General features: G+C 69.5%; 23 protein-coding genes. 17 read left to right on the top strand and 6 right to left on the bottom strand.

The genetic code is table 11. From position 1 onward, the window contains the following. Positions 1 to 95: 95 nt before the first annotated feature. The 3 genes from A5767_RS13415 to cofC are packed head-to-tail and all read right to left on the bottom strand — an operon-like array spanning position 96 to position 3959. Complete coding sequence (locus A5767_RS13415) at positions 96 to 1052, bottom strand: NUDIX hydrolase (RefSeq protein WP_064852519.1); 957 nt, start codon at positions 1050 to 1052, stop codon at positions 96 to 98. Between the two features lie 13 nt (positions 1053 to 1065). Then, on the bottom strand, positions 1066 to 3261 hold the full coding sequence (locus A5767_RS13420; RefSeq protein WP_064852494.1) for an RNA degradosome polyphosphate kinase: 2196 nt from the start codon (positions 3259 to 3261) through the stop codon (positions 1066 to 1068). Next, on the bottom strand, positions 3258 to 3959 hold the full coding sequence (gene cofC, locus A5767_RS13425) for a 2-phospho-L-lactate guanylyltransferase (protein ID WP_064061348.1): 702 nt from the start codon (positions 3957 to 3959) through the stop codon (positions 3258 to 3260). Before cofC ends, A5767_RS13420 begins: the two co-directional genes overlap by 4 nt. A 239-nt stretch (positions 3960 to 4198) precedes the next feature. Here cofC and A5767_RS13430 point away from each other — a divergent pair, with 239 nt between their 5' ends. From A5767_RS13430 to holA, 14 genes are all read left to right on the top strand, one after another. After that, a complete protein-coding gene (locus A5767_RS13430; RefSeq protein ID WP_064852495.1) occupies positions 4199 to 5197 on the top strand; it encodes an NAD(P)H-dependent glycerol-3-phosphate dehydrogenase in 999 nt (332 codons plus the stop codon). A gap of 5 nt (positions 5198 to 5202) precedes the next feature. Next, on the top strand, positions 5203 to 6363 hold the full coding sequence (locus tag A5767_RS13435) for a cystathionine gamma-lyase (RefSeq protein WP_006554517.1): 1161 nt from the start codon (positions 5203 to 5205) through the stop codon (positions 6361 to 6363). 71 nt (positions 6364 to 6434) lie between these two features. After that, positions 6435 to 7541: a D-alanine--D-alanine ligase family protein gene (locus tag A5767_RS13440; protein WP_064852496.1), complete on the top strand. Its 1107-nt coding sequence runs from the start codon at positions 6435 to 6437 to the stop codon at positions 7539 to 7541. 48 nt (positions 7542 to 7589) lie between these two features. Further along, positions 7590 to 8873, top strand: coding sequence for a glutamate-5-semialdehyde dehydrogenase (locus tag A5767_RS13445; RefSeq protein WP_064852497.1), 1284 nt, complete (start codon positions 7590 to 7592; stop codon positions 8871 to 8873). A 29-nt stretch (positions 8874 to 8902) separates the two neighbouring features. Further along, a complete protein-coding gene (locus A5767_RS13450; RefSeq protein ID WP_006554514.1) occupies positions 8903 to 9799 on the top strand; it encodes an AAA family ATPase in 897 nt (298 codons plus the stop codon). Between the two features lies 1 nt (position 9800). Next, positions 9801 to 11246, top strand: a complete 1446-nt coding sequence (locus tag A5767_RS13455) for a vWA domain-containing protein (RefSeq protein WP_059380803.1) — start codon at positions 9801 to 9803, stop codon at positions 11244 to 11246. Between the two features lie 70 nt (positions 11247 to 11316). Continuing rightward, positions 11317 to 11979, top strand: coding sequence for a nicotinate-nucleotide adenylyltransferase (nadD, locus tag A5767_RS13460; RefSeq protein WP_064852498.1), 663 nt, complete (start codon positions 11317 to 11319; stop codon positions 11977 to 11979). Beyond that, complete coding sequence (gene rsfS, locus A5767_RS13465) at positions 11976 to 12383, top strand: ribosome silencing factor (protein ID WP_024101369.1); 408 nt, start codon at positions 11976 to 11978, stop codon at positions 12381 to 12383. The genes nadD and rsfS overlap by 4 nt, the downstream gene beginning before the upstream one ends. 89 nt (positions 12384 to 12472) lie before the next feature. Next, positions 12473 to 13051, top strand: coding sequence for a histidine phosphatase family protein (locus tag A5767_RS13470; RefSeq protein ID WP_230810365.1), 579 nt, complete (start codon positions 12473 to 12475; stop codon positions 13049 to 13051). After that, positions 13038 to 13820, top strand: a complete 783-nt coding sequence (gene octT / locus A5767_RS13475) for a diglucosylglycerate octanoyltransferase (RefSeq protein WP_006554509.1) — start codon at positions 13038 to 13040, stop codon at positions 13818 to 13820. The genes A5767_RS13470 and octT overlap by 14 nt, the downstream gene beginning before the upstream one ends. 5 nt (positions 13821 to 13825) lie before the next feature. Then, positions 13826 to 14665, top strand: coding sequence for a DegV family protein (locus tag A5767_RS13480; protein ID WP_006554508.1), 840 nt, complete (start codon positions 13826 to 13828; stop codon positions 14663 to 14665). 145 nt (positions 14666 to 14810) lie between these two features. Continuing rightward, positions 14811 to 15650: a ComEA family DNA-binding protein gene (locus A5767_RS13485; protein WP_064852499.1), complete on the top strand. Its 840-nt coding sequence runs from the start codon at positions 14811 to 14813 to the stop codon at positions 15648 to 15650. Then, a complete protein-coding gene (locus tag A5767_RS13490; protein ID WP_064852500.1) occupies positions 15647 to 18007 on the top strand; it encodes a DNA internalization-related competence protein ComEC/Rec2 in 2361 nt (786 codons plus the stop codon). Before A5767_RS13485 ends, A5767_RS13490 begins: the two co-directional genes overlap by 4 nt. Then, the gene (holA, locus tag A5767_RS13495; protein WP_064852501.1) at positions 18004 to 18975 is read left to right on the top strand and encodes a DNA polymerase III subunit delta; all 972 of its coding nucleotides are present in this window, start codon (positions 18004 to 18006) and stop codon (positions 18973 to 18975) included. Before A5767_RS13490 ends, holA begins: the two co-directional genes overlap by 4 nt. Positions 18976 to 19128: 153 nt before the next feature. Here holA and rpsT read toward each other — a convergent pair whose 3' ends face one another. Next, positions 19129 to 19389 (bottom strand): 30S ribosomal protein S20, encoded by a 261-nt coding sequence (gene rpsT, locus A5767_RS13500; protein WP_006554505.1) that lies wholly within the window; start codon positions 19387 to 19389, stop codon positions 19129 to 19131. Positions 19390 to 19752: 363 nt separating this feature from the next. Here rpsT and A5767_RS13505 point away from each other — a divergent pair, with 363 nt between their 5' ends. After that, positions 19753 to 20574 (top strand): aquaporin, encoded by an 822-nt coding sequence (locus A5767_RS13505; RefSeq protein WP_006554504.1) that lies wholly within the window; start codon positions 19753 to 19755, stop codon positions 20572 to 20574. 27 nt (positions 20575 to 20601) lie between these two features. On the opposite strand, the gene A5767_RS13510 is transcribed toward A5767_RS13505, so the two are convergent. Further along, positions 20602 to 21270 (bottom strand): type II toxin-antitoxin system PemK/MazF family toxin, encoded by a 669-nt coding sequence (locus tag A5767_RS13510; protein ID WP_064852502.1) that lies wholly within the window; start codon positions 21268 to 21270, stop codon positions 20602 to 20604. A gap of 63 nt (positions 21271 to 21333) precedes the next feature. On the opposite strand from A5767_RS13510, the gene lepA reads away from it, so the two are divergent. Both lepA and A5767_RS13520 read left to right on the top strand, forming a co-directional pair. After that, positions 21334 to 23229, top strand: a complete 1896-nt coding sequence (gene lepA / locus A5767_RS13515) for a translation elongation factor 4 (RefSeq protein ID WP_259443777.1) — start codon at positions 21334 to 21336, stop codon at positions 23227 to 23229. Between the two features lie 35 nt (positions 23230 to 23264). Further along, entirely contained in the window at positions 23265 to 24197 is a 933-nt protein-coding gene (locus A5767_RS13520; protein ID WP_006554501.1) for an NAD(P)H-dependent flavin oxidoreductase, read from the top strand. A gap of 391 nt (positions 24198 to 24588) precedes the next feature. Here A5767_RS13520 and A5767_RS13525 read toward each other — a convergent pair whose 3' ends face one another. Next, positions 24589 to 26535 carry a glycoside hydrolase family 15 protein gene (locus A5767_RS13525; RefSeq protein ID WP_019288358.1) on the bottom strand — a complete coding sequence of 649 codons (1947 nt, stop codon included), beginning with the start codon at positions 26533 to 26535 and terminating at the stop codon, positions 24589 to 24591. Positions 26536 to 26566: the final 31 nt, after the last annotated feature.

The following is a 26566-nucleotide window of genomic DNA, read 5'->3' on the forward strand; positions in this document are numbered from 1 at the left end:
ACCCCCGCGCTCGGGGGGCCCCCCCGGGCCGCCGCCGATGTGGTGTCGCGCGGGGGCCCCGGGGTGTCCGGTGGCCGCCGTCGTGCGTACTCGGGTCAGATGCTCTCGTCGTCCACCGGCGGGTGGCCCGTCGGAAGCGGACTGTCGATGTGGTCGGCCGCGACGAGACGATCCCCGCGCAGCGACAACACCCACATGCTCGCCTTCCGGTTCCGCGCCGGAGGCAGCGCGAGACCGTCGCGCTCGGCCCACCACTCCAGCAGCGGCGGGATCACCTTGCCCTGACTGCAGATCACGGGAGTGCCGGGACCGGACGCGATCTCCAACGCCCGCTTGCGGCCGCGGTCCGGATCGGCGCGGTACTCCTCCTCCGACAGGGACGGCGCGATCGCGATCTCGAGTCCGTGCCGGGAGGCGAACGGTTCGACCGTGGCGATGCACCGGGTGCGGTCGGCGGACACCACGCTGTCGCCGCCGAATGCCGTCAACTGCGGAACGAGAGCCTCGGCCTGCGCCCGTCCGGACGCATCGAGGGGCCGGTAACGGTCGTCGCCCTTGTACTTCTTCCGACTTCCGGCCTTGGCGTGCCGCACGATCAGCGCCGTGGTCGTGTCCAACGGCACCCGGCGGAACCGGCGCAGGACGCTGCGGTCCATCGGGTAGGACAACAGGTCGAATGCCTCTTCGGGGGACACCCAACGCAATTCGTCCACCTCGTCGTTGGGCGCGAACCGCCCGTCGAGGCAGCGCGCCGCCCAGTAGTCCACCCGCTTGAGTTTGCGGTGCCCTGGAACGGGGTAGACGACCTTCCCGAGGCTGCGGCCGAGCGCGGCGCGGAATCCGGTCTCCTCCTCGATCTCCCGCACCGCGGCGATCACGGCCGTCTCACCCGCGTCGAGTTTGCCCTTGGGGAAGGACCAGTCGTCGTAGCGCGGACGATGCACGAGCGCGACCTGCGCATCGTGCGGAGCGTCGTCCGCCGCAGGACGCCACAGGACGGCGCCCGCCGCGAAGATGTTGGCCTTCACGGGCTTGTCGCGTGATTCGGTCAACGTTCCCTCCACCTCAGGACGCGCGGCTACGCATGAGTTCGACCTGGTGGTCGCGGGCAGCGGTTCCCGGCTCCGGGGACGCCGTCCACGTGCCGTCGCCCTCGAGAGTCCAGCAGCGGGTGACCGGGTCGAGCGCGGAATCGAAGATGCCGTCCAACTGCGCTGCGAGCCGGGCGTTCTTCACCTGCACCATCACTTCGACGCGACGGTCGAGGTTGCGGTGCATCATGTCGGCGCTGCCGATCCAGTACTCGTCGCTGCCCCGGAAATGGAACAACCGCGAGTGTTCGAGGAACCGCCCCAGAATCGAGCGCACCGTGATGTTCTCGCTCAGGCCGGGCACACCGGGCTTGAGGGCGCAGATCCCGCGCACGACCACCTCGGTCCGTACCCCCGCCCGCGACGCGCGGTAGAGCGCGTCGATCACCTGCTCGTCGACGAGGGCGTTGGCCTTGAGCCGGATCCCGCTGGGGCGACCGGCCTCGTGGTGCTCGATCTCACGCTCGACGCGTTCGATGATGCCCTTGCGGACCCCGTGCGGTGCGACGAGCAGATTGCGGTACTGCGCCTTCCGGGAGTATCCGGTGAGGGTGTTGAACAGGTCGGTGAGGTCGGCGCCGATCTCGGGGGACGATGTCAGCAGGCCGACGTCCTCGTAGAGACGAGCGGTCTTCGGGTTGTAGTTGCCGGTGCCGATGTGGCAGTAACGGCGGATCGTCGAACCCTCGCGCCGCACGACCAGGCAGGTCTTGCAGTGCGTCTTGAGACCCACGAGTCCGTATACGACGTGGACACCGGCCTGTTCGAGTTTGCGTGCCCACTTGATGTTGGCCTGCTCGTCGAAGCGCGCCTTGATCTCCACGAGCGCGACGACCTGCTTGCCCGCTTCGGCAGCGGCGATCAGGGCGTTGACGATGGGGGAGTCGCCCGACGTCCGGTACAGCGTCTGCTTGATGGCGAGGACCTGGCTGTCGGCTGCGGCCTGCTCGATGAACCGTTGCACGCTCGTGGAGAACGAGTCGTACGGATGGTGGACGAGGATGTCGCCTTCGCGCAGGGTGGAGAACACGCTCTTCGGTGTCTCACGCTCGCCGAAGGCGGGATGGGTCGCCGGCACGAAGGGGGCGTCCTTGAGATCCGGCCGGTCGACGGCGTGCACCTGCCACAGCGACGACAGATCGAGCAGGCCGGGCAACTGGACGACATCCACCCGATCGACGTCGAGTTCGCGCAGCAGGAGGTCGAGCATGTGTTCGGTCATGTCGTCCGACACCTCGAGGCGCACGGGAGAACCGAAGCGCCGCCGGGCGAGTTCGCGTTCGAGGGCCTGGAGGAGATCTTCGTCGCGGTCCTCCTCGACCTCGAAGTCGGCGTTGCGGGTGACGCGGAAGGCGTGGTGCTCGACGATCTCCATACCCGGGAACAACACGTCGAGGTGCGCGGCGATCAGCTCTTCGAGAGGGAGGAAGGCCGGCAGCCCGTGCGACGAACCCGCGCGATCGACCCGGACGAACCGGTCGACGTTGTCGGGCACCTTCACACGCGCGAAGTGTTCACCGGACGACTGTGAATCCTTGACCGTGACAGCGAGGTTGAGGGACAGGCCGCTGATGTAGGGGAAGGGATGGGCGGGATCGACCGCGAGCGGCGTCAGGACCGGGAAGACCTGCTCGGCGAAATACTGTGTCAGCCGTCGACGTTCGTCCTCGGTCAGATCCGCCCATCGGATGATCGAGATGCCCTCGGCCGCCAGGGCGGGCATGACCGAGTCGAGGAAGACCTGCGCCTGGCGCCCGGCGAGTTCGCGCGTGCTCGACGCGATGAGCGCGAGCTGGGCCCGCGGGGACAGGCCGTCCGCGGACCGGACCGACAACCCCGTCTCGGCGCGACGTTTCAGCCCGGCGACCCGCACCATGTAGAACTCGTCGAGATTCGACGCGAAGATCGCGAGGAACTTGGCGCGTTCGAGCAACGGCTGCGAGGTGTCCTCCGCGAGCGCGAGAACGCGGGCGTTGAAATCGAGCCAGCTCTGTTCGCGGTTGAGATAGCGGTCGACGGGAAGCGTGTTGTCGTGATCGGTCCTCGACTGCAGTCCCGTCGCGGCCGGAGGGGCGCTGGTGGCGGTCGCTACGCGACCGGCGGGTCGTGCGGCACCGGATGGTGCCGCGTGCTCGGAACTCGTGGGATCGGGGGAATCGCCGTTGGTCACGAGTTCATTGTTGCAGAGCGACGGCTCCCTGCAGCGCTGTCGCACGGGTGGCACAGGGGGAACTCGACCGTGTCGAGCACGGCCGCGGTGGCCGGTCCGACGCCGAGTTGCAGTGCGGCGGCAAGATCGTCCGGTGTGTCCACATCGAGTCGCAGTCCGGGGAGGGCGTCCGGTACCGGGTACGCACCGGCATCGATGTGGCGACCGGCCGATCCCGGACCGAACGACAGTGGCGGCAGGGTGCCGCTCACGCAGTGCAGCAACGCCGTCGTACCGCTCGCCGTGTGGTCGACGACCACGGCCGTTCCGGTCCGCCGCGCAGTCTCGCGTGCGAGCACGAAATCCTCGGGCCGCAGGGACGGAAGGTCGGCCTGCAACGCCACGAGTTCGGCGCCGGGTGCGTGCTCCCGCGCCCGGCGGGCCGCTGCGAGCAGTGCGGAGTTCAGTGGGTCGGGGGAGTCGGGACGCACCGGATCGGGGAGGACGTCCGCGCCGCAGTCCAGCGCCGCGGCCGCGACCCGCTCGTCGGCGGTGACGACGGTGACCGTCACGTCTCCGGCGGACAGCGCCGCCGTCACGGTGTCCTGCAGCATCGCAAGCACCAGTGATTCCCGTGCTGCCGGGTCGAGGACGTGCGAGAGCCGCGACTTCGCCAGGCCGAGGGCCTTGACGGGAACGAGCACGTGCGTCGCGGGCATTGCCCGATTGTGCCATCAGTATCGAATCGCACGGTCGCGCCAGGTGACGAACCGCACGACCGCCCGGTGCGACCGGGTCGTGTGCGGTCCGTCCTCCGACCCGGCGCGGTGTCGGTGGAGCCTGCGCGATACTGGGTGCGACCGTGGGTGGTGACCGCCCGGACCGAACCGGTCGCGACCGCCCGCTCCAGGCCGATCGCGAGCGTGAGTGCCGGGCATCGGATGAGAGTGAGGATGGCGTGACCACAGCAGCAGTTCTGGGCGCGGGTTCGTGGGGGACGGCGTACGCCAAGGTGCTGGCCGACGCCGGAACGGACGTGACGATCTGGGCGCGGCGCGAGGAGGTGGCGCGCGGCATCGCGGAGCGGCACGAGAACTCCGACTATCTGCCCGGTGTGGAACTGCCGCACTCGCTGAAGGCGACGGCCGATCATCGGGTGGCCCTAGAGGGCGCCGATTTCGTGGTCCTCGCCGTCCCGAGCCAGACCCTGCGCACCAATCTCGAGGCGTGGAAGGCGGATATCGGACCGGACGTGACACTTCTCAGTCTCGCCAAGGGAATCGAGAGCGGCACCCTGATGCGCATGAGTCAGGTGATCGGTCAGGTCACCGGCGCCGAGCAGAATCGCATCGCCGTGCTGTCCGGCCCCAACCTCGCCCGTGAGATCGCCGAGGGACAACCGGCCGCGACCGTCATCGCGTGCCCCGATTCCACCCGCGCCATGGAGATCCAGAAGTCCTGCGCCACAAAGTATTTTCGACCGTACACCAATTCCGACGTCATCGGCTGCGAGGTCGGCGGCGCCTGCAAGAACGTCATTGCCCTCGCGTGCGGCATGGCCGCCGGGGTCGGGCTCGGTGAGAACACCGTCGCGAGCATCATCACCCGCGGTCTCGCCGAGATCACCCGGCTCGGAACCGCCCTCGGGGCCAAGCCGGCCACGCTCGCCGGTCTCGCCGGTGTCGGCGATCTCGTCGCCACATGTACGTCCCCGTTGTCCCGCAACCGTTCGTTCGGCGAACGACTCGGCCGCGGTGAGTCCCTCGAGAGCGCGCAGGAGGCCACCCACGGTCAGGTGGCCGAAGGGGTCAAGTCGTGCACCTCGGTCCGCGCCCTCGCAGCGAGTTACGACGTCGAGATGCCGCTCACCGACGCCGTGCACCGCGTGTGCCACGAAGGCATGTCGGTGCAGGACGCGATCGGGCAGCTGCTCGGACGCCGGATCAAGCCGGAATGAGTGGCATGACGGGCGATTCGACTCGCTGTGTGAAGGCAGTTGCACACGAGGGTGTTCCGGGCTCCCCGCTGCAGGCGGGACCGGTCTTCGCGGCGCCGTATCTCCTCGGGGAGGACGAGCGCGACGACGTCGACACCTATGCGCGGGCCTCGAATCCCGGCTGGCGCGCACTCGAATCGGCGCTCGCCGACCTCGAGCACGCCTCGGCCGCCCGCGTCGTCGGCTCGGGAATGTCGGCGATCACGGTCGCCCTGCGATCCCTCGTGGCCCCGGGCGGCACGGTCGTCGTCCCCTCCGACGGTTACTACCAGGTGCGCGCGTACGCGCAGGAATTCCTGGCGCCGCACGGAGTGAAGGTCGTCGAGATGTCGGTCGCGGAGTTCGGTGACGGCACCCTGACCGACGTTCTGGTGACCGCTCCCGACAATTCCGTCGTATTGGTCGAGACCCCGTCGAATCCAGGCCTCGACACTGTCGACCTGCGCGCGATCGCGACCGCGTGCCACGTCTCCGACGCGCTCCTGCTCGTCGACAACACCACCGCCACACCCCTGGGCCAGCTGCCCCTCGACCTCGGCGCCGACGTCGTGGTGGCCAGCGGGACGAAATCGCTCAGCGGACACAGTGACCTGCTGTTCGGATACATCGCCGTCGCCGATCCCGAACTGCTGCCCGCGATCGACCGGGAACGACTGTTGTCGGGAACCGTGCTGGGACCCTTCGAGACCTGGCTCGCGCACCGCAGCCTCGGCACCGCCGGACTGCGCTTCGAACGGCAGTGCGCCAACGCGCTCGCCGTCGCCGGGATGCTGCTCGAGCACGCCGCTGTCACGGACGTCCGCTATCCCGGACTCGCCGGCGACCCCGCCCACGCCGTGGCGGCCGGCCAGATGAGCCGCTTCGGCCCCCTCGTCACCTTCCGGCTACCCGGCCGCGACGAGGTGCACCGCTTCGTCCGCGCGGCCACGCTCGTCGCACCCGCCACCAGCTTCGGCGGTATCCACACGACAGCGGATCGTCGCGCACGATGGGGCGATGCGGTGCCGGAGGGATTCGTCCGGTTGTCGTGCGGAATCGAGGACACCGCGGATCTGCTCGCCGATCTCGACGCGGCGCTGAAGGAGACGACCCTCCACCGAGGGAGACCGGAGCCCGCGGAGACATAGCAGGGTGTCCGGCCCCACCCGCGTAGGACTCGCTCGACACGCGGAGATCGCCACCCGGTACGGTTCGACACGTGAGTACGCCCCGAACCCGGGTGGCCGTCGTCTTCGGTGGTCGCAGCAACGAACATTCCGTCTCCTGCATCTCGGCAGGGAGCATCCTGCGCAACCTGGATCCGGAGAAGTACGAGGTCGTGCCCATCGGCATCACTCCCGAGGGCGCATGGGTCCTCGGCGACGCGGACCCCGCCGGCCTCGCCGCGGCCGGTCGCGAACTGCCCGTCGTCGCCGGCGACGGCTCCGATCTCGTCCTCACCGCGGATCCGACCCGCGGTGGCGACATCGTCGCCCTCGACGAGGGCTCCTACGGCCGGGTGCTCGCCTCGGTCGACGTGGTGTTCCCGGTCCTGCACGGCGCCTACGGCGAGGACGGCACCATCCAGGGTCTGCTCGAACTCGCGGACATCCCGTACGTCGGTCCCGGGGTTCTTGCCAGCGCCGCCGGGATGGACAAGGAGTTCACCAAGAAACTGCTCGCAGCCGAAGGCCTGCCCGTCGGCTTCCAGATCGTCCTGCGTCCCGGCACCGCGACCCTCACCGAGGAGCAGAAGACCCGCCTCGGCCTGCCCGTCTTCGTCAAGCCCGCCCGCGGCGGATCGTCCATCGGCATCAGTCGCGTGGCCGACTGGGCCGCCTTCGACGACGCCGTCGCGAAGGCCCGGCAGCACGACCCCAAGGTCATCGTCGAGTCCGCGATCATCGGCCGCGAGGTGGAGTGCGGCGTGCTCGAGTTCCCGGACGGCGACGTCCGCGCGAGTGTCGTCGCCGAGATCCGCATGCCCGACACCTCCGGCGACCACGAGGCGTTCTACGACTTCGACACGAAGTACCTCGACGACGTCTGCGAGTTCGACGTCCCGGCCAAGCTCGACGAAGAGACCTCCGACCGGATCCGCGAACTCGCGGTCCGGGCGTTCCGCGCCCTCGACTGCCACGGCCTGTCCCGCGTCGACTTCTTCGTCACCGAGGACGGACCGGTGATCAACGAGATCAACACGATGCCCGGATTCACCTCCATCTCGATGTATCCGAGGATGTGGGAGGCCACCGGAGTGGAGTACGCCGAGCTGCTGTCGATCCTGGTGGAGACGGCGCTGGCGCGGGGCACCGGCCTGCGCTGACGGCACACGGCCTGTCGGCTTCCGCGAGGACCCGACTAGGCTGGATACATGACTGCCGTGACCCCCGACTCAGCTGCGACCGACGCCGGCACGGACACCCGTGAGGCCGTCCACGAAGCCGCGCGTCGCGCCCGCGTGGCCTCCCGTCGTCTCGCGTTGCTCACCACCACCGAGAAGGACGCGGCTCTGCACGCCGCGGCCGACGCTCTGCTCGCCGCCGCCGACACCGTCCTCGCCGCGAACGCGGAGGACATCGAGGCCGCCCGCGCCGGTGGCACCGAAGAGGCCATCCTCGACCGCCTGCGCCTGACCTCCGCCCGGATCGACGGGATCGCCGCCGGCCTGCGCCAGGTGGCCGGACTGCCCGACCCGATCGGCGGCGTCGTCCGCGGCTCGACGCTGCCGAACGGTCTCGAGCTGCGCCAGGTGCGCGTCCCGCTCGGCGTGGTCGGCATGGTCTACGAAGCACGGCCCAACGTCACGGTCGACGCATTCGGTCTCGCCCTGAAGTCCGGCAACGCCGCGCTGCTGCGCGGCTCGTCGTCCGCGGCCCGCTCCAACGCCGCGCTCGTCGAGGTGCTGCGCGCCTCGCTCGAGAGCCGGGGCATCCCCGCCGATGCCGTGCAGCTGCTGCCGAGCGCCGACCGCTCGTCCGTCACGCATCTGATCCAGGCCCGAGGCCTGGTCGACGTCGTGATCCCGCGCGGTGGCGCCGGTCTGATCGCCGCGGTGGTGCGCGACGCGACCGTCCCCACGATCGAGACGGGCACCGGCAACTGCCACGTCTACGTCCACTCCGCGGCCGATCTGGAGATGGCGGAGAAGATCGTGATCAACGCGAAGACCCGCCGGCCCAGCGTGTGCAACACCGCCGAGACGATCCTCGTCGACAAGGCGATCGCCGACACCGCCGTCCCGAAGCTCCTGCAGGCATTCCAGCAACACAGCGTCACGGTCCACGGCGACCTGCCCGGCCTCGTGCCCGCGACCGAACAGGACTGGTCGGACGAGTACCTCTCGCTCGACGTCGCCCTCGCCGTGGTCGACGACCTCGACGCCGCCGTCGACCACATCGACCGTTACGGCACCGGTCACACCGAGGCGATCGTCACCTCGGACCTCGCTGCTGCGCGGGAGTTCACGACGCGCGTGGACGCCGCAGCCGTTATGGTCAACGCTTCGACGGCGTTCACGGACGGTGAGCAGTTCGGATTCGGCGCGGAGATCGGGATCTCCACCCAGAAGCTGCACGCCCGCGGTCCGATGGGTCTGCCCGAGCTGACGTCGACGAAGTGGGTGGTGTGGGGCGACGGCCACACCCGCCCCGCCTGATCGAGACCGGCCCGACGAAAGGAACCAGCGTGGATCGTGCGCTGCCCACCACCCCGCCGATCTTCGCGGACGTCCAGGACGTCGTCGATCGTCTGGCCGGTACCGGTTATCTCGCCGACAAGTCCACCGCGACCGCGGTGTTCCTCGCCGATCGCCTCGGCAAGCCGTTGCTGATCGAGGGACCCGCGGGCGTGGGCAAGACCGAGCTCGCCCGTGCCGTCGCCGAAACCTCCGAGGCCGAACTCGTGCGCCTGCAGTGCTACGAGGGCGTCGACGAATCCCGCGCGCTGTACGAGTGGAACCACGCCAAGCAGATCCTGCGCATCCAGTCGGCAGGAGCGACCGCCGCGGCGGGCGAGTCGTGGGACCGCACCAAGGAGGACGTCTTCTCCGAGGAGTTCCTGCTGTCGCGGCCGCTGCTCACCGCGATCCGCCGCGAGGATCCGACCGTGCTGCTCGTCGACGAGGTCGACAAGGCCGACGTGGAGATCGAAGGCCTGCTGCTCGAGGTGCTCAGCGACTTCGCGGTCACGGTGCCCGAGCTCGGCACCATCCGGGCCACCCGCAAGCCGTTCGCGGTGCTCACCTCGAACGCCACCCGCGAGTTGTCCGAAGCGCTCAAGCGCCGGTGCCTGTTCCTGCACCTGGACTTCCCCGACGCCGACCTCGAACGACGCATCCTCGCCAGCCGGGTCCCCGATCTGCCCGACGCGCTCGCCGACCAGCTCGTGCGCACGGTCCGCGTGCTCCGCGGCATGCAGCTCAAGAAGGTGCCGTCGGTGGCCGAGACGATCGACTGGGGTCGCACCCTGCTCGCACTGGGGCTCGACACCCTCGACGACACCGCGCTGCGCAGCACGCTCGGCGTGATCCTCAAGCACCAGTCCGACCAGATCCGCGCTGCCGCCGAGCTCCGGTTGAACTGACATGGCCGCCGCGCACCTTCCCGGATCCGAGGCGCCCCCGGCACCCCACGGACTGCCCGGGCACCTGGTCGGATTCGTCGAGGCGCTGCGCCGCCGCGGCATCGCGGTCGGGCCGTCCGAGACGGTCGACGCCGGACGGGTCATGACGGTGCTCGATCTCCTCGATCGGGAGGCCCTCCGCGAAGGCCTCGCGTGCACCCTGCTCCGCCGGTCCACACACCGGCCGACCTTCGACGCCCTGTTCGACCTGTGGTTCCCGCCAGCGATCGGACGCCGCGAGTCCACCGACCCTCAGGTGAGCATCCCGCGCACCCCGACGGGGGAGGTCGACTTCGAAGCCCTGCGCGACCTCATCGCCGAGCTGCTGTCCGACGAGTCGCCGGAGGCACTCGAGGCCTCCGAGATGCTCGTCTCCGCCATCGTCGAGGAACTCGGCCAGTATGCGTCGTCGAACGGCCCTTCCTTCTCGGCCTATCAGGCGCTGCGCGACGTCTCCCCGGACACCCTGCTCACGAAGATCCTCGAGGGACTGCTCGGCAACAGCACCCGCGAGGAACGCGACGACGCCGCCTACGAGAGCGAGGTCGCGCGGCGCACCGCCGCCCAGCGCATCGCCGATTTCCGGGCGATGGTCGAACGGGAGACCCGCCGACGCACCGCCGAGCAGCTCGGCCGCGAACGCGTCGAGAAGTACGGGGTGCCCAAGCTCGCCGAGGAGGTCGACTTCCTGCGCGCGTCCGACGCGGAACTCGTCGCGCTGCGCCGCAGCGTCATGCCGCTCGCGCGTCTGCTCGCGAGCCGTCTCGCGGCGCGCCGCCGGCGCGCTCGTGCCGGCGCCATCGACCTGCGGCGCACACTGCGCAAGTCCATGTCGACCGGTGGCGTGCCCATCGACCTGGTCAACCGCAAGCCCCGTCCGGCGCGTCCCGAACTCGTCGTGCTCTGCGACGTCTCCGGTTCCGTCGCCGGCTTCTCGCACTTCACGCTGCTGCTCGTGCACGCCCTGCGCGAGCAGTTCTCCCGAGTGCGCGTGTTCGCGTTCATCGACACCGCCGACGAGGTCACCCACTATTTCGCCGCAGGGTCCGATCTGGGCGAGTCCATGTCGCGGATGCTGAAGGAAGCGGAGCTGATCACCTACGACGGTCACTCCGACTACGGACACGCCCTCGGCAGCTTCGCGGATAACCATGCGCATGCCCTCACCAGCCGTAGCTCGCTGCTGATCCTCGGCGACGGCCGCACGAACTACCGCAATCCGAACCTCGAGGTCCTCGAACATCTCGTGTCCGTCGCACGGCACGCGCACTGGCTCAATCCCGAGCCGAAGGGACAATGGGGTTCGGGGGATTCGGCCGCCAGGGTCTACAGCGAGGTCGTCACGATGCACGAGTGCCGGTCGGCGCAGCAGCTCGCAACGGTGGTGGCGAGTCTGCTCCCCGTGTGAACCCGTAAGCTGGACAACCGTGCATCAGCCAACGGATCGGCCCTCGGCCCCCAGGCGCCGCCTGGGCGTCATGGGTGGAACGTTCGACCCGATCCACCACGGACACCTCGTGGCGGCCAGCGAGGTCGCCGCGAGCTTCGACCTGGACGAAGTGATCTTCGTGCCCACCGGGCAACCCTGGCAGAAGACCGGACGCGACGTCAGCCCCGCCGAGGACCGCTACCTGATGACGGTGATCGCGACCGCATCCAACCCGCGGTTCTCCGTCAGCCGTGTCGACATCGATCGACGCAAACCCACCTACACCGTCGACACGCTGCGAGATCTCAGCAAGCAGTATCCCGACGCGGAGCTGTACTTCATCACCGGCGCGGACGCCCTGGGATCGATCCTGTCCTGGCAGGACTGGCAGACCCTGTTCGACCTCGCCCGCTTCGTCGGGGTGTCCCGGCCCGGATACGACCTGCACGCCGAACACCTGGCACCGCATCTGGACGAACTCCCGGCCGAGGCGGTGAGCCTGGTCGAGATCCCCGCACTGGCGATCTCCTCCACGGACTGCCGCAGGAGGGCTCGCGAGAACCGGCCGGTCTGGTACCTGGTGCCCGACGGAGTGGTGCAGTACATCAGCAAACGCCGGCTCTACCGCACGAATACGCACCCCGACGGAGATCCCGTCCCGGTGTTCGACGGAAACACCCCCGGCACCATCGAGAGAAAGAGCACGCAGTGAGCGCAACGGCAGAAGCCACGGAGATGGCCCGAATCGCAGCCCTGGCCGCCGACGAGAAACTCGCCACCGACGTCGTGGTGCTCGACGTGTCCGAGCAACTGGTGATCACCGATTGCTTCGTCATCGCGTCCGCACCCAACGAGCGTCAGGTCAACGCCATCGTCGACAACGTCGAGGAGAAGCTGCGCGAGGCCGGCCACAAGCCCGTCCGCCGCGAGGGCACCCGCGAGGGACGGTGGACGTTGCTCGACTACGTCGACGTCGTGGTGCACATCCAGCACGAGGACGAGCGCAACTTCTATGCCCTCGACCGCCTGTGGAAGGACTGCCCGACCATCGAGGTCGATGGTGTGGGTGGCCCCCGTTCGGCGATCGACGCCGCCGACTCGCCGGAGGACGTGTGAGTCGTCCGGAGGAGGGTTCGCAGAGCCCGCGGGTGCGGCAGCTGGTGCTGCTGCGCCACGGCCAGACCGAGTACAACGCCACGCGGCGGATGCAGGGCCAGCTCGACACCGACCTCTCCGAGCTCGGCCGGCAGCAGGCGCTCGCCGTCGCCGACGCGATCGCCCGGTTCGATCCGCTCGCCGTCGTCTCGTCCGATCTGCGCCGCGCCTACGACACGGCGACCGCGCTCGGCGATCGCATCGGGCTGCCGGTCGCGATCGACACGCGGCTGCGCGAGACGCATCTCGGCGAATGGCAGGGCCTGACCCACACCGAGGTCGACGCCGTGGCCCCGGGCGCGCGCAGCGCGTGGCGCGCCGACGCGACCTGGGCACCGCCGGGAGGCGAGAACCGGATCGACGTCGCGCGGCGCAGCATGGCCGTCGTCGGCGAACTGCTCGACAAGTACGAGGACTGGAGCGATCGGCCCATCGTGCTGGTCGCACACGGGGGTCTGATCGCCGCGCTCACCGCCGCCCTGCTCGACCTGCCCGTCGATCGGTGGTCCGTCCTCGGCGGTCTCGGGAACACCGGATGGGTGCAGCTCAGCGGATACGGCGAGGTGCCGTCCTGGCGCCTCGACGTCTGGAACGCGTCGGCCACGGTGGCGCCCGATGACGTCCTCTGAACCCACGCCGATCGGAACCGACGCCGCCCCGCAGCGCCCGGTCCTGCTGGTGATCGGTGACTCCCTGAGCTACTACGGCCCGAAGGGCGGCCTGCCCGCCGACCATCCGCAGATCTGGCCCAACCTGGTCGCGGCCGAACTCGGATGGGACGTCGAGCTCGTCGCTCGGATCGGGTGGACCACACGCGACGCGTGGTGGGCCATGACCCAGGACCCGCGGGTGTGGGCCGCGATCCCGCACGCCGGAGCCGTCGTCCTGGCCGTGGGCGGGATGGACACCCTCCCGTCCCCGCTGCCCACCGCACTGCGGGAGGGCCTGCGCTACATCCGCCCGCCGGCCTTGCGTCGCGCGGCGCGTAACGCCTACGGGTGGTTGCAGCCGCGACTGTCACCGCTCGGGCGACCGGTGGCGCTCCCACCCCGGGTCAGCGTCGAGTACCTCGAAACGATCAGGGACGCATTGGCATACATGCGCCCCGATCTGCCCGTCATCGGCACCATGCCGTCGGTGCACCGCAGCGAGCAGTACCGGTCGGTGCATGCCGGCCGGCTCCCCGCGGCACGCGCGATCACCCGCTGGGCGGCCGAGAAGTCGGTTCCCCTCGTCGATCTCGCCGAAGCGGTGCGGGAGAACGTCTTCTCCGACGACGCCAATCCCGACGGGATCCACTGGGGTTGGGAAGGACACCGCCGTGTCGCCGCCGCTGTCGGCGACGCGGTCCGGATCGTGCATCGGGATGCGGAAGTCCCGGTGGAGGGCCTACGGTAGGCGTCGTGTCCGTCGTCGTCGTCACAGATTCGTCGAGTTGTATCGACCCTGAACTGGTCCGTCGGTACGACATCCGTGTTGTGCCACTGCACATCATCGCGGGCGGACGCGACCTCCGCGAGGGCGTCGACGAGTTGCCGGAGGACCTGTCGACCGTGACGACCTCCGGTCCGTCTCCCGCAGAACTGACCGACGCCTATACCGAGGCGCTCGAGGACAGTGGAGGAGACGGCGTCGTAGCCGTGCACCTCTCGCGGGTGCTGTCCGGGACATGGGACGCAGCCCGGCACGCCGCCGAATCGCTGGGCGACCGGATCCGGCTCGTCGATTCGCGGAACACCGCCATGGGTTCGGGTTTCGCCGTCCTCGAAGCGGTGCGCGCCGCACGGGCCGGAGAAGACCTGGCCCGGGTGTACGAGCGGGCCGTGGAGGTCGCGGCGTCCGCCCGGACCCTGCTCGTCGTCGACCGGCTCGACCACCTCCGTCGCGGTGGTCGGATCGGCACGGCCACAGCGCTGTTGGGTACCGCGCTCGCGATGAAGCCCGTGCTGCACATCTCCGACGGCAAGCTCGTCCTGCGGGAGAAGACCCGCACGATGACCAAGGCGATGGCCAAGCTCGTCGACGGAGCCGCGACCGATGTGGGCGACGAACCGCTCGTCGCGGTGCACCACCGCGGGGCACCCGAGCGGGCGCGCAGCCTCGTCGATCAGCTCGCACAGCGCCTTCCGGAAGGCACCGAGATCGTCGTGTCCGAACTCGACGCGGTTCTCGGCGCGCACGTCGGGCCGGGTGCGGTCGGTGTGGTCGTCGCCTCCGCGGCGACCGGTGTCTCCGAGGACTGACCACCTACACCACCTCCCGGCCCGGATGATGCCGGTGGAGGCCCCATCCGGGCATTCATCCACAGGGGTGCGGGTCATCCACAACCCCGTCCGGATCGGTGCAGGCACGGAATCCGGCGGTCGCGGCCGCGGTTAGCGTCGCGGCATGGCGAGCAGTGACCATCGTGATCTCGCGCGCACCCGCCTCGGCGCGATCACGCGTTCCTCGGCGATGCCCGCGGAACCGCCCTGGACCGACGACAGGTCGGCGAACGACCACCCCTGGGCGGATCCGGACAACGGCGACGAACCCCTCCACAGCGGTCCCGGCCGGGAACGATTCGTCGATCGGCTGACCGCCGCGCGATGGGACACGGGACGACGGGGAACCGCTGCTCTCGCCGCGATCGGAGTGCTCGCCGCCGCAGTGGCACTCGTCGTCGTGTGGCGCGACCGGCCGGTCCCCGAACCGGTACCGCCGCTGCCGAGAGTCGAAGTCGTGGACACGGCAGAGCCGTCCGCCGCGAGGGAGACGGACACGGCACAGCCGGATTCCGCTGAGTTCGTCGTCAGCGTCGTGGGTGCGGTGACACGTCCCGGGCTCGTGCGGCTGCCGGCGGGATCCCGTGTGGCCGACGCGCTCGACGCTGCCGGTGGTGCTGCCGACGGCGCCGACCTCATCGGCCTGAATCTGGCCCGGCGGGTCGCCGACGGTGATCAGATCGTCGTGGGAATCGCCCCGCCCCAACCTGTTCCGCAGGCCAGTGGAATCGTCGGGGCGCAGACACCGGGCGATGCTCCACCGGAGGCAGGCGGGCTGGTGGATCTCAACACCGCCGACGAGACTGCGCTCGACGCGCTGCCGGGCGTCGGTCCCGTCACGGCAGCGGCGATCGTCTCGTGGCGCGATACCAACGGACCGTTCACGGACGTCGAACAACTCGGTGAGGTCGACGGGATCGGACCGGCGCGACTCGCGAGGCTGCGTGAACTGGTGACGGTGTGACCGGACGGAACGACGGGTCCGACGCCGCAACGGTTCTCGATGCCCGGCTGGTGCCGTGCGCGCTGGCCGCGTGGGCCGTGACGCTTCTGGGCTTGTACACGGGATGGCGGATCGTGATCGTCGTGGCGGTCGCGGCCGTCGTCGGGTGCTCCGTGACGGTCCGTCTCGTCGCGACCGGTCGCATCCCACGCGGAGGTGCGCGGATCCTCCTCGCCGCACTGGCCGTCGTCGCGGGATTCGGACCGGCCGCCGGCCTCCGGATGTGGGCCGCCGACCAGCACCCGATCGCCTCCGCAGCGGAGAAGGGATCCTGGGCCGGCGTCGTCCTCCTCCCCACCGACGACCCGCGGCACATCCGGGCTGCGGCATTCGACGACACACCCCGGGTACGCATCCCGGCCAGGCTCGAGCACGTGACGGTCGGTGGGCGATCCATGGACACCGGGGGATCGGTGGTGGTGCTCGCCCCGGCCGACTCGTGGGGAGATCTCCTGCCCGGGCAGTCGGTCACCGCACGCGTGCGGGCGGCGCCGCACACCGGGCCGGGCACCACGGTGGCGGTGCTCCACGCGGAGAACGCACCCATGGTCGTCGGCCCGCCCCCGGTGTGGCAGCGATGGGCTGGCACGGTACGCGACCGGCTCGCGCACGTGGGTTCCGCGGTGCTTCCCGCCGACCGGGCCGGCCTGCTACCCGGTCTCGTGGTGGGCGACACCACGGCGCTGACCGACGAGGTGCGGGAGGACTTCCGGGTGGCCGGACTGACGCATCTGACGGCCGTGTCCGGAGCCAACGTCAGCATCGTCCTCGGAGCGGTACTGCTCCTCGTGCGCGCGGTAGGACTCGGACCGCGTTCCGGGACCATCCTCGCCGCGACGGCTCTCGTCGCCTTCGTCGTCGTGGTCCGTCCGTCGGCGAGTGTGGTGCGCGCGGCCGCGATGGGATCGATCGGGTTACTGGCATTCGTGACGGGTCGTGAGCGACAGGCACTTCCCGCCCTGTGCACCGCGGTGGGCGTACTGCTCGTACTCCTGCCCGACCTCGCCGTCGACGTCGGGTTCGCGCTGTCGGTGTCCGCGACGGCGGCACTGATCGTCGCCGCGCCACCTGTCGTGACCCGGCTCGTGGATCGCGGGTGGCCGCGTCCCATCGCGGAGGTCGCGGCAATGTCGCTGGTCGCGTTCGTGGCGACCGCACCTCTCGTCGCGGCGGTGAGCGGGACCGTGAGTGTCGTGTCGGTCGCGGCCAATGTCCTCGTCGCCCCGGTACTTGCGCCGCTGACGGTCCTCGGTTCGCTGGTCGCGGTGGGCGCCTCCGTCGTCCCGTGGGTTGGGGAGGTGCTCGCGCGCGGCACCGGGCCGTTCCTGTGGTGGCTGATCACGGTGGCCGACCGGGCGGCATCGTTGCCGTCGGCCGAGCTCGAGGTGCCGGACGGGCCGGTGGGGGCAGTGGTCGCGGCGGTGCTGGTCGCGGTGGCGTGGTCGGTGGCTCGTCACCGGCGGGTGCGGATCACGGCTCTCGTGATTGCGGTGGCCGTCGCGGCGGTGTGGCTGCCGGTGCGGATGCTGCGACCGGGCTGGCCCGGAGCCGAATGGGTACTCGTCGCATGCGATGTCGGTCAGGGCGATGCTCTGGTGCTGGCGACGGGGGACGGGCGCGCGGTCGTCGTCGACACCGGACCCGAACCGGAACCCGTCGATCGGTGCCTGCGCCGGTTGAGGATTCGCCGTATCGCACTGCTCGTCGTGTCGCACCTGCACGCCGACCACGCGGGTGGGATCCGCGGTGTCCTCACCGGGCGCTCGGTCGAGATGGTCGTGGTCGGGCCGGGTGCTGCCGGTGACGACGCGGCGGGTGTGCTCGACGCGGCGACCGGGACCGGTGTCGTGGTGCGGGAAGTGGGTGCCGGTGCGACCCTGCGTGCGGGCGATCTCGACATCCGGGTGCTGGGCCCGGCCGGGCGACGGACAGGCGGTTCCGAGAACGACAACTCGCTCGTCCTGGCGGTCGACACCGTCGTGGGCCGGGTCCTGTTGCCGGGAGACGCGGAGGAGGCCGCGCTCGACGCACTCGTGCGGTCGGGCACCGACGTGCGTGCGGACGTGTTGAAGGTGCCGCACCACGGCTCGCGCACCACACCCGCACGCTTCCTCACCGCTGTGCGGCCGAGCGTCGCCCTCGTCAGCGCCGGGCGAGACAACCTGTTCGGGCATCCCCATCCCGAGATCGTCTCCACCCTGACCGGAATCGGGGCGCGGGTCCTGCGGACCGACCTGCACGGCGACGTTGCAGTGCTCCGTGCCGCCTCCGGGGCGCTCGCGGTGGTGTCGGACGTGCGTGGCACGATCGAACCGTGAGCGACGCGTCCCTGCATCTGATCCTCGGTGAGGAAGAACTGCTCGTCGACCGTGCCGTCGCGAAGATCGTGTCCGATGTCCGCACGCGCAGCGAAACTCCCGGCGATCTCCCCGTCTCCAGGCTCCGCGCCGGCGACGCGGGCGTACCCGAACTCGCCGAGCTGCTGAGTCCGTCGCTGTTCGCGGAAGAACGCATCGTGATCCTCGAATCCACCGCCGACGCCGGGAAGGACGCCGCGGCGCTGATCCTCGATGTCGCGGGCGATCCGCCTCCGGGCGTGACACTGGTGATCCTCCACAGCGGCGGGGGACGCACCAAGGCGATGGTGCCCGCGCTGCGCAAGCGCGGCGCCGAGGAGCACATGTGTGCCGCTCCCGCGAAGGCGGGGGAGAAGGCGGCGTGGGTGCGGACGTTCGTCCACAAGGAGTTCCAGGCCGCAGGGGTGCGAGTCTCGGGCGATGTCGAACAGCTCGTCATCGAGGCGGTGGGTTCCGACCTGCGCGAACTCGCTGCGGCGTGCAGCCAGCTCGTGGCCGACACCGGCGGCAAGATCGATGCTGCGGCCGTGCGACGCTACTACTCGGGCAAGGCCGAGGTGTCGGGATTCGACGTAGCCGAGAAGGCCGTGGCCGGCGATACGGCCGGTGCGCTCGAAGCGCTACGGTGGGCGATGCACCGCGGTGTCGCCCACGTGCTGCTCGCCGATGCTCTCGCCGACGCCGTGCACACGATCGCCCGGGTCGGCTCGGCCGGTCGCGGCGACCCGTTCTCCCTCGCGTCGTCGCTGGGTATGCCGCCGTGGAAGGTGAAGAAGGCGCAGGCGCAGGCGCGCACGTGGGCGCCGGCGTCGATCGGGACCGCACTCACGGTGGTCGCTGCGCTCAACGCCGACGTCAAGGGAGCCGCGGCCGATCCGGACTACGCCCTCGAGCACGCCGTGCGGATCATCTCCGAGCTGGCGGCCTGAGGCTTCTCCGCCGTGCCCGTGCCCGTGCTCGTGCCCGCGGCCGATTCCGGGCGGGCGGCATCATTTCTGTCGTTCAACGCCACGAAGGCCGTCCCCGGCGGGGGACGGCCTTCGTGAAGCAGAGCCTGCGTCTACTACCTCGGAGCGATGAACTCAGAGCTTGTTGGCAAGCTTCGCGAGAGCAGACTTCTTGTTGGCAGCCTGATTGGGGTGGATGACACCCTTGCTGGCAGCCTTGTCGAGCTGACGGCTCGTGGCGACGAGGAGCTCGTTGACCTTGTCCTTGTCGCCAGCGGCCGCAGCCTCGCGGAACGAACGGATCGCCGTACGAAGCGACGACTTCACCGACTGATTCCGGAGTCGGTTGCGCTCGTTGGTGCGAATCCGCTTCACCTGGGACTTGATGTTGGCCACGCGTAAAATCCTGTCGTCTTGCTGGTAGCTGGTAGGAAAGCTCTGGGTGCATCTGAGCACCGATGGACAAGGTTACCAAGAACGGATCGCAAAGCCCAAACCGGCGGTCGAATCACCCTTCTCACCGGCCTGATCGTTTCGGCCAGGACTACGCGCACCTGACTGTTGTTGTTGCGTGCCGCCGCGGGAGGGCATCTACATGGGCGGACACGCCACGGTGCACGATGTCGTTGTCGAGGTCACGGCGCATGCGTAATCTCCCTCACAGCGCGAACGACGAGTTCGCGGCTGCGGTGCATCGACTCGAAGTGTTCTACCACCGGGTTCCGCCTGCGAGCGGGACCGCGAACATCGAGGTGACCCATGGAACCCCCACGCGATCCCGAGTCCCGAATCGACGAAGATCTCGCACGCCAGACCTCCCTGGAAATCAGAGACCCCGGTGAGTTCTCCGACCTGCGGAAGTACGTGGCGGAGGCGATCGGAACCTTCCTCCTGGTGTTCTCCGCGGTGGGTACCGCGGTGTTCGCCGGAACCTATGTCGGTCAGCTCGGCGTCGCACTGGCGTTCGGCCTGACCCTGCTGTTCCTCGTGTACACCATCGGCCCGATCTCCGGGTGTCACGTGAACCCGGCGGTGACGCTCGGGCAGCTCATCGTCGGTCACGTGACGCCGGTGCGCGCCGTGGGTTACTGGATCGCGCAGGTCGTCGGCGGTCTGGTCGCCGGTCTGACGCTCTACGCGGTGGCGTCGTCGTTGCCGAGCTACGACCGTGCCGCCGACGGCCTCGGGGCGAACGGCTGGGGCGCGCACAGCCCCTCGGCGGTGCACGGTCCGCTCGGCGGCGTGCTCGAGAACGGCTACGGCATCGGCGCGATGATCGTCGTCGAGGTCCTGCTCACGGCCGTGCTCGTCTTCGTGGTGCTGGGTGCGACCGATCAGGTGGCCGACGCGCCGATCGCCGGCATCGCCATCGGCTTCACTCTCGCGGTGATCCACCTGATCTCGATCCCGATCGACAACACGTCGGTCAATCCCGCCCGTAGCCTCGCCGTCGCCTTCTACCAGGACGGTGCGCTCGGGCAGCTGTGGGCATTCATCGTGTTCCCGCTCATCGGCGGAGCGCTCGGAGCGCTCGTCTACACCTTCCTCTTCGGGCGGCGGTACGGGCTCCGGGCCTCCTGAGGGCCTGCGGTCAGGGCGCGGCCCGATTCAGCTCCAGCCGAAATCGGTACGGAGCCGGGTCGCGACCTGACCGAATCGAGCGCGGGGGAGGATCGCGCCTTCGCGGCGGATGCTGTCCTCGGGGACGTCGAGCACGCGATCGAGGCGCACCCAGCTCGGGCGGTTCTCCGCGTCCCACGGTCCGGAGCCGATTCCGAGCCAGTCGCGGTGACCGTCGCGGTCGGAGTTCGACGAGAGCATCAGCCCGAGCAGCGTCCTGTCGTCGCGGCCCACGACGAGCACCGGGCGGTCCTTGCCCTCCGTCGGATCTTCTTCATAGGCCACCCAGGTCCACACGATCTCGCCCGGATCGGCGCGACCGTCGAGGTCGGGGGAGTACTCGAGGCGGCGGGCACGCTGCGCCGTGGGCGTGGTGCGCGACGCCACCGGGCGACCGGGGGCCGGACGCTTCGTGCCGGACTGGGTCTTCGCGGCACCTGGCTTCGGCGCCGTGGTCCCGGACGCGCCGGGCTTCGGTGCCGCAGTGGTACCGCTCCCCGAGGTTCCGCTCGCTGCGCCGGTCCGGCCGGCCGCGTTCAACGCGGCGCGCGCCTTGTCGAGCGCCCCGGACTGCTGCAACTGCTGGTAGATCTTCGGACCCTGGTCGACGGCGAGACGCCCCAGCTGCCTGCCCAACTTCTTCCATGTACCGGCCACGGGAACCGAGCTTAACCGGACCTGACCCGGGCGAAATCCCGGCCGTCGCCCGACTTGGATATTCTGCAGGGTGACCGCGGTCTGCTGGCCGCTGCCAGTCCGAGTCAGGAGCACGACATCAGCACCTTCGCCGACACCACGTTCACGGACCCCGCAAAGATCCGGAACTTCTGCATCATCGCGCACATCGACCACGGAAAGTCGACGCTCGCGGACCGGATGCTGCAGCTCACCGGGGTGGTCGAGGAGCGGCAGATGCGCGCCCAGTACCTCGACCGCATGGACATCGAGCGCGAGCGTGGCATCACGATCAAGGCGCAGAACGTACGTCTGCCGTGGAAGCTCGACGGCGAAGACTATGTGATGCACCTGATCGACACCCCGGGCCACGTCGACTTCACCTACGAGGTCTCCCGCGCGCTCGAGGCGTGCGAGGGCGCGGTCCTGCTCGTCGACGCCGCGCAGGGCATCGAGGCGCAGACCCTCGCCAATCTCTACCTTGCGCTCGACAAGGACCTGACGATCATCCCGGTCCTCAACAAGATCGACCTGCCCGCGGCCGATCCCGACCGCTATGCCGGTGAGATCGCGAACATCATCGGCTGTGAGCCGTCCGACGTGCTCCGGGTCTCCGGCAAGACCGGCGAGGGCGTCCCCGAACTCATCGACGCCGTGATCCGCCAGGTGCCGCCGCCGGTCGGTGACGCCGACGCGCCCGCCCGCGCCATGATCTTCGACTCCGTCTACGACACCTACCGCGGCGTCGTGACGTACGTGCGTGTGGTCGACGGCAAGATCGTGCCCCGCGAGAAGATCAAGATGATGTCGACGGGCACGACCCACGAACTGCTCGAGGTCGGCATCGTCTCGCCCGAACCCAAGGCCACCGCCGGTCTCGGCGTCGGCGAGGTGGGCTATCTCATCACCGGCGTGAAGGACGTGCGCCAGTCGAAGGTCGGTGACACCGTCACCACCGCCCGCCACGGTGCGGAGGAGCCGCTCACCGGCTACCGCGAACCGCGCCCGATGGTCTACTCCGGTCTGTACCCGGTCGACGGCTCCGACTACCCGGTGCTGCGCGACGCGCTCGACAAGCTCCAGCTCAACGACGCCGCGCTCACCTACGAGCCCGAGACGTCCGTCGCTCTCGGGTTCGGTTTCCGCTGCGGCTTCCTCGGTCTGCTGCACATGGAGATCACCCGCGAGCGCCTCGAGCGCGAGTTCGGCCTCGACCTGATCTCCACGGCTCCCAACGTCGTCTACCGCGTCGTGCTCGAAGGCGGCCAGGAAGTCGTCGTGACGAACCCGTCCGACTGGCCCGAGGGCAAGGCTCGCGAGATCTACGAACCGATCGTCAAGTGCACCATCATCGCGCCGAGCGAGTTCATCGGTTCGATCATGGAGCTGTGCCAGTCGCGGCGCGGTGAGCTCGGCGGTATGGACTACCTGTCCGAGACCCGCGTCGAGCTGCGGTACACGCTGCCGATGGCCGAGATCATCTTCGACTTCTTCGACTCGCTGAAGTCGCGCACCCGCGGCTACGCCTCGATGGACTACGAGGAGGCCGGAGAGCAGGAGGCCGCGCTGGTCAAGGTCGACATCCTGTTGCAGGGCGAGGCCGTCGACGCATTCAGCGCGATCGTCCACAAGGACGCCGCGGCCGCCTACGGCAACAAGATGACGACCAAGCTCAAGGAACTCATCCCGCGGCAGCAGTTCGAGGTGCCCGTCCAGGCCGCGATCGGCTCGAAGATCATCGCCCGCGAGAACATCCGGGCGATCCGCAAGGACGTTCTCGCCAAGTGCTACGGCGGCGACATCAGCCGTAAGCGCAAGCTGCTCGAGAAGCAGAAGGAAGGCAAGAAGCGGATGAAGACCATCGGCCGCGTCGACGTTCCGCAGGAGGCGTTCGTCGCCGCGTTGTCGTCCGAGGCCTCGTCCGACAAGCCGAAGAAGTAGTCGCTCCTGCTGCGACGCCCACCGGAAGGATTCGCGTGCTCGACACCTGGCTCACCCGTGAACTCGGAATCTCCGTTCCTCTGCTGGGTGCGCCCATGGGTGGCCGGGCCGGTGGGCGGCTCGCCGGCGAGGTGACGCGGGCCGGCGGACTCGGCCTGATCGGTGCCGCCCGGTACAACACCGCCGAGTGGATCGAGGGCGAGGTGCGCACCGCCCGCGAGATCGGTGGTGGGGCCGTAGGATTCGGTCTGATGACTTGGGCGCTTGCCGACGACGACAGCCTCCTCACCGCGGTGCTCGAGTACCGCCCGCAACTGGTCACGCTCTCGTTCGGCGATCCCGCTCCCTACATCGAGCGCGTCCACGAGGCCGGGGCCGTCGTCCTCTCGCAGATCAACACGGTCGACGATCTGCGCGTGGTCGAGGCAGCGGGTGTCGACGCGGTGATCGCGCAGGGCCATGAGGCCGGTGGGCACACGGGACGGATCGGTACCCTCCCGTTGCTGCAGGAGGTGCTCGAGTCGACGTCGCTGCCCGTGCTCGCCGCAGGTGGCATCGCCACGGGTCGCGGTCTGGCAGCGGTGCTCGCAGCCGGTGGGCAGGGCGCCCTGGTCGGGACGGCGCTGCTCGCCAGCCCGGAGACCGTCGGCCCCGACTACGCCCGTGGCCGGCTCGTGGAGGCCGGCAGCGCCGACACCGTCTACACCGACGTCTTCGACAAGGCCCGGCACCAGCCGTGGCCGGCGCGCTGGGGCGGACGCGCCCTGCGCAATGCGTTCACCGAGGAGTGGCACGGCCGGGGCGCCGACGAGGACACCCTCGCCGCGGCGTACACCGGTGACGATCCCGACATCGGGGTGGTCTACGCGGGGGAGGCCGCCGGTCTGGTGCGCTCCGAGCGACCCGCGGGCGAGGTGATCCGGGGTATCGCCGAACAGGCGGAGACCCTGCTGTCCCGCTTCCGTTGAGCACTGCGCCGGCACACGGACGTCCACATTCGAGCTGAGGTGAGCCTCACCTGAAGTGGAGGTCGCCCATGCGCCGAGTCGTTCTCTCCGCGGTAGCGCTCGTACTGTTCGTTGCCCCGACCCTCGTGGCGTGTTCGTCGGACACCGATGACACCGCGACCGCCGGCGGCGAGACCGTCACCGTCGAGCACTCCTACGGCACGACGACGATCGAGGGCACACCCGAGCGGATCGTCGCGACCTCCAGCCAATGGCTCGACGCTCTCGTCGAACTCGGGGTGCAGCCCATCGCGTACTACAGCGCCGGCTCGTACGGCGACGAGCGCGGCCTCGATCCGTGGCAGACCGACGTCTCCCCGGATGCGGTGGCGCTGAGTCGCCTGAGACCGGCTCACGGTCCGAGATGCGCGGGCCGGAAGTTGCCCGCTCCGATCTCCCGCTCTGCGCGGATGACATGGACGACGGCATTGATGAGCGCCAGGTGGGTGAACGCCTGCGGGAAGTTCCCCAGATGACGTCCGCTCTCGGTGTCGATCTCCTCGGCATAGAGCTTCAGGGGGCTCGCGTAGTCGAGCAGGCGCTGGCACAGTGCGGCGGCCCGCTCGACCTCGCCGATCTCGACGAGCGCCGAGACCAGCCAGAACGAGCAGATGGTGAACGAGCCCTCCTTGCCCGCGAGCCCGTCGTCGGTGGTCTCCACCCGGTAGCGCAGCACCAGCCCGTCCTCGGTGAGTTCGTCGGCGATCGCCAGCACCGTGGCCCGCACCCGGGGGTCGTCTGCGGGCAGGAAGCGCAACAAGGGGATCAGCAGAGCCGACGCGTCGAGTGACGGGTGGCCGTACCGCTGGGTGAAGACGCCGCGTTCGTCGACGCCGTGTTCGAGGACGTCGGCCTTGATCTCGTCGGCCATCGCCGCCCACTTCCGGGCGTAGTCGGGACGACCCTGCAGTTCGGCGAGTTTCGCGCCGCGATCGAGTGCCACCCAGCACATGACCTTCGACGACACGAAGTGCTGGGGTTCGCCGCGCACCTCCCAGATGCCGCGATCGGGCTTGCGCCAGTTGGCCGCTGCCTCCTCGACCTGCCGGCGCAGGGTGTGCAACAGCGTCTGGGGGAAGTGCCCGCGGGACTTGACGTGCAGGTACACCGAGTCGAGCAGTGTGCCCCAGATGTCGTGTTGCTGTTGGTGATAGGCGTCGTTGCCGATGCGGACCGGGGTGGCGCCGTCGTAGCCGCTCAGATGATCGAGGGTCGACTCCGGCAACTCGCGCTCACCGCCCACCCCGTACATCACCTGGAGCGGATAGCGGACGCCGTCCGCGTCGCGCGAGACGTCGAGGATGAACGAGAAGAAGTCGTCGGCCTCCCGGTCGAACCCGAGGGTGTACAGACCCCACAGTGCGAAGGTCGAATCGCGTACCCACGCGTAACGGTAGTCCCAGTTACGTTCTCCGCCAGGTGTTTCGGGGAGTGAGGTCGTCGACGCTGCGAGCAGCGCCCCGGTCGGGCTGTAGGTCAGTCCCTTGAGCGTCAGAGCGCTGCTCTGCAGGTAGGTGCGCCACGGGTGATCCGGGAAGCGGCCCGTCGTGATCCACTCACGCCAGTAGTCCTGGGTGGCGGTCATCTTGACGGCGGCCTCGTCGAAGGTGTGCGGCATCGGGCGGTCCGACCACGACAATGCGACGAAGGCCGTGTCGCCCTTGTGGAGTCGACGTCGCGCGCGGACCTCGCGGTCCTCGATTCCGAGGCGCAGATCCGTCGTCATGCGCAGCGTCGGATGTTCGTCCGGCGCGTTCCGGCACACCGCGGTGGCCTCCTCGTAGACCTTGCCGGTATAGCTCCATTCGGTGCGGCCGCGGTGGTAGTCGAAGGCGGGTTCGCAGCTGACGTACAGGTCGACCGTCCCGTTCACGCAGCGCACCGTGCGCAACAGCATGTGCTCGGCCTCCCAGTCGGACGGGGTCCGGCGATGCGTGGTGGAGCGTTCCTCGACGTCGTACCAGGGTGACATGACCAGCGCGTCCCGCACGATCATCCAACCCGTGTCGGTCTGCCAGGTCGTCTCGAGCACCAGACCGCCCGGCAGGTACCGGCGTGCCGCAGGAACGGTGCGGTCGTGCGGCGACAACCGGAAATGTCCCGCGCTGCGGTCCAGCAGCGACCCGAACACACTCGGCGAGTCCGGACGGGGCACGCACATCCACTCCACGGTGCCGTCACGTGCGATCAGGCAGGTGCTCTCGCAATCCGAGAGGAATGCGTAGTCGTCGATCGGCGGGAACGGACTCCGTCGGAAGGGTGCCCCCGACAGCGGTGAGGAGGAGTGGTAGTGGTCCATCCCTCCATGATCACCGCGGGCCGGGCGGATC

Origin of the sequence: Rhodococcus sp. 852002-51564_SCH6189132-a (genome assembly GCF_001665495.1) — a bacterium.
Taxonomy (GTDB): Bacteria; Actinomycetota; Actinomycetes; order Mycobacteriales; family Mycobacteriaceae; genus Rhodococcus; species Rhodococcus pyridinivorans.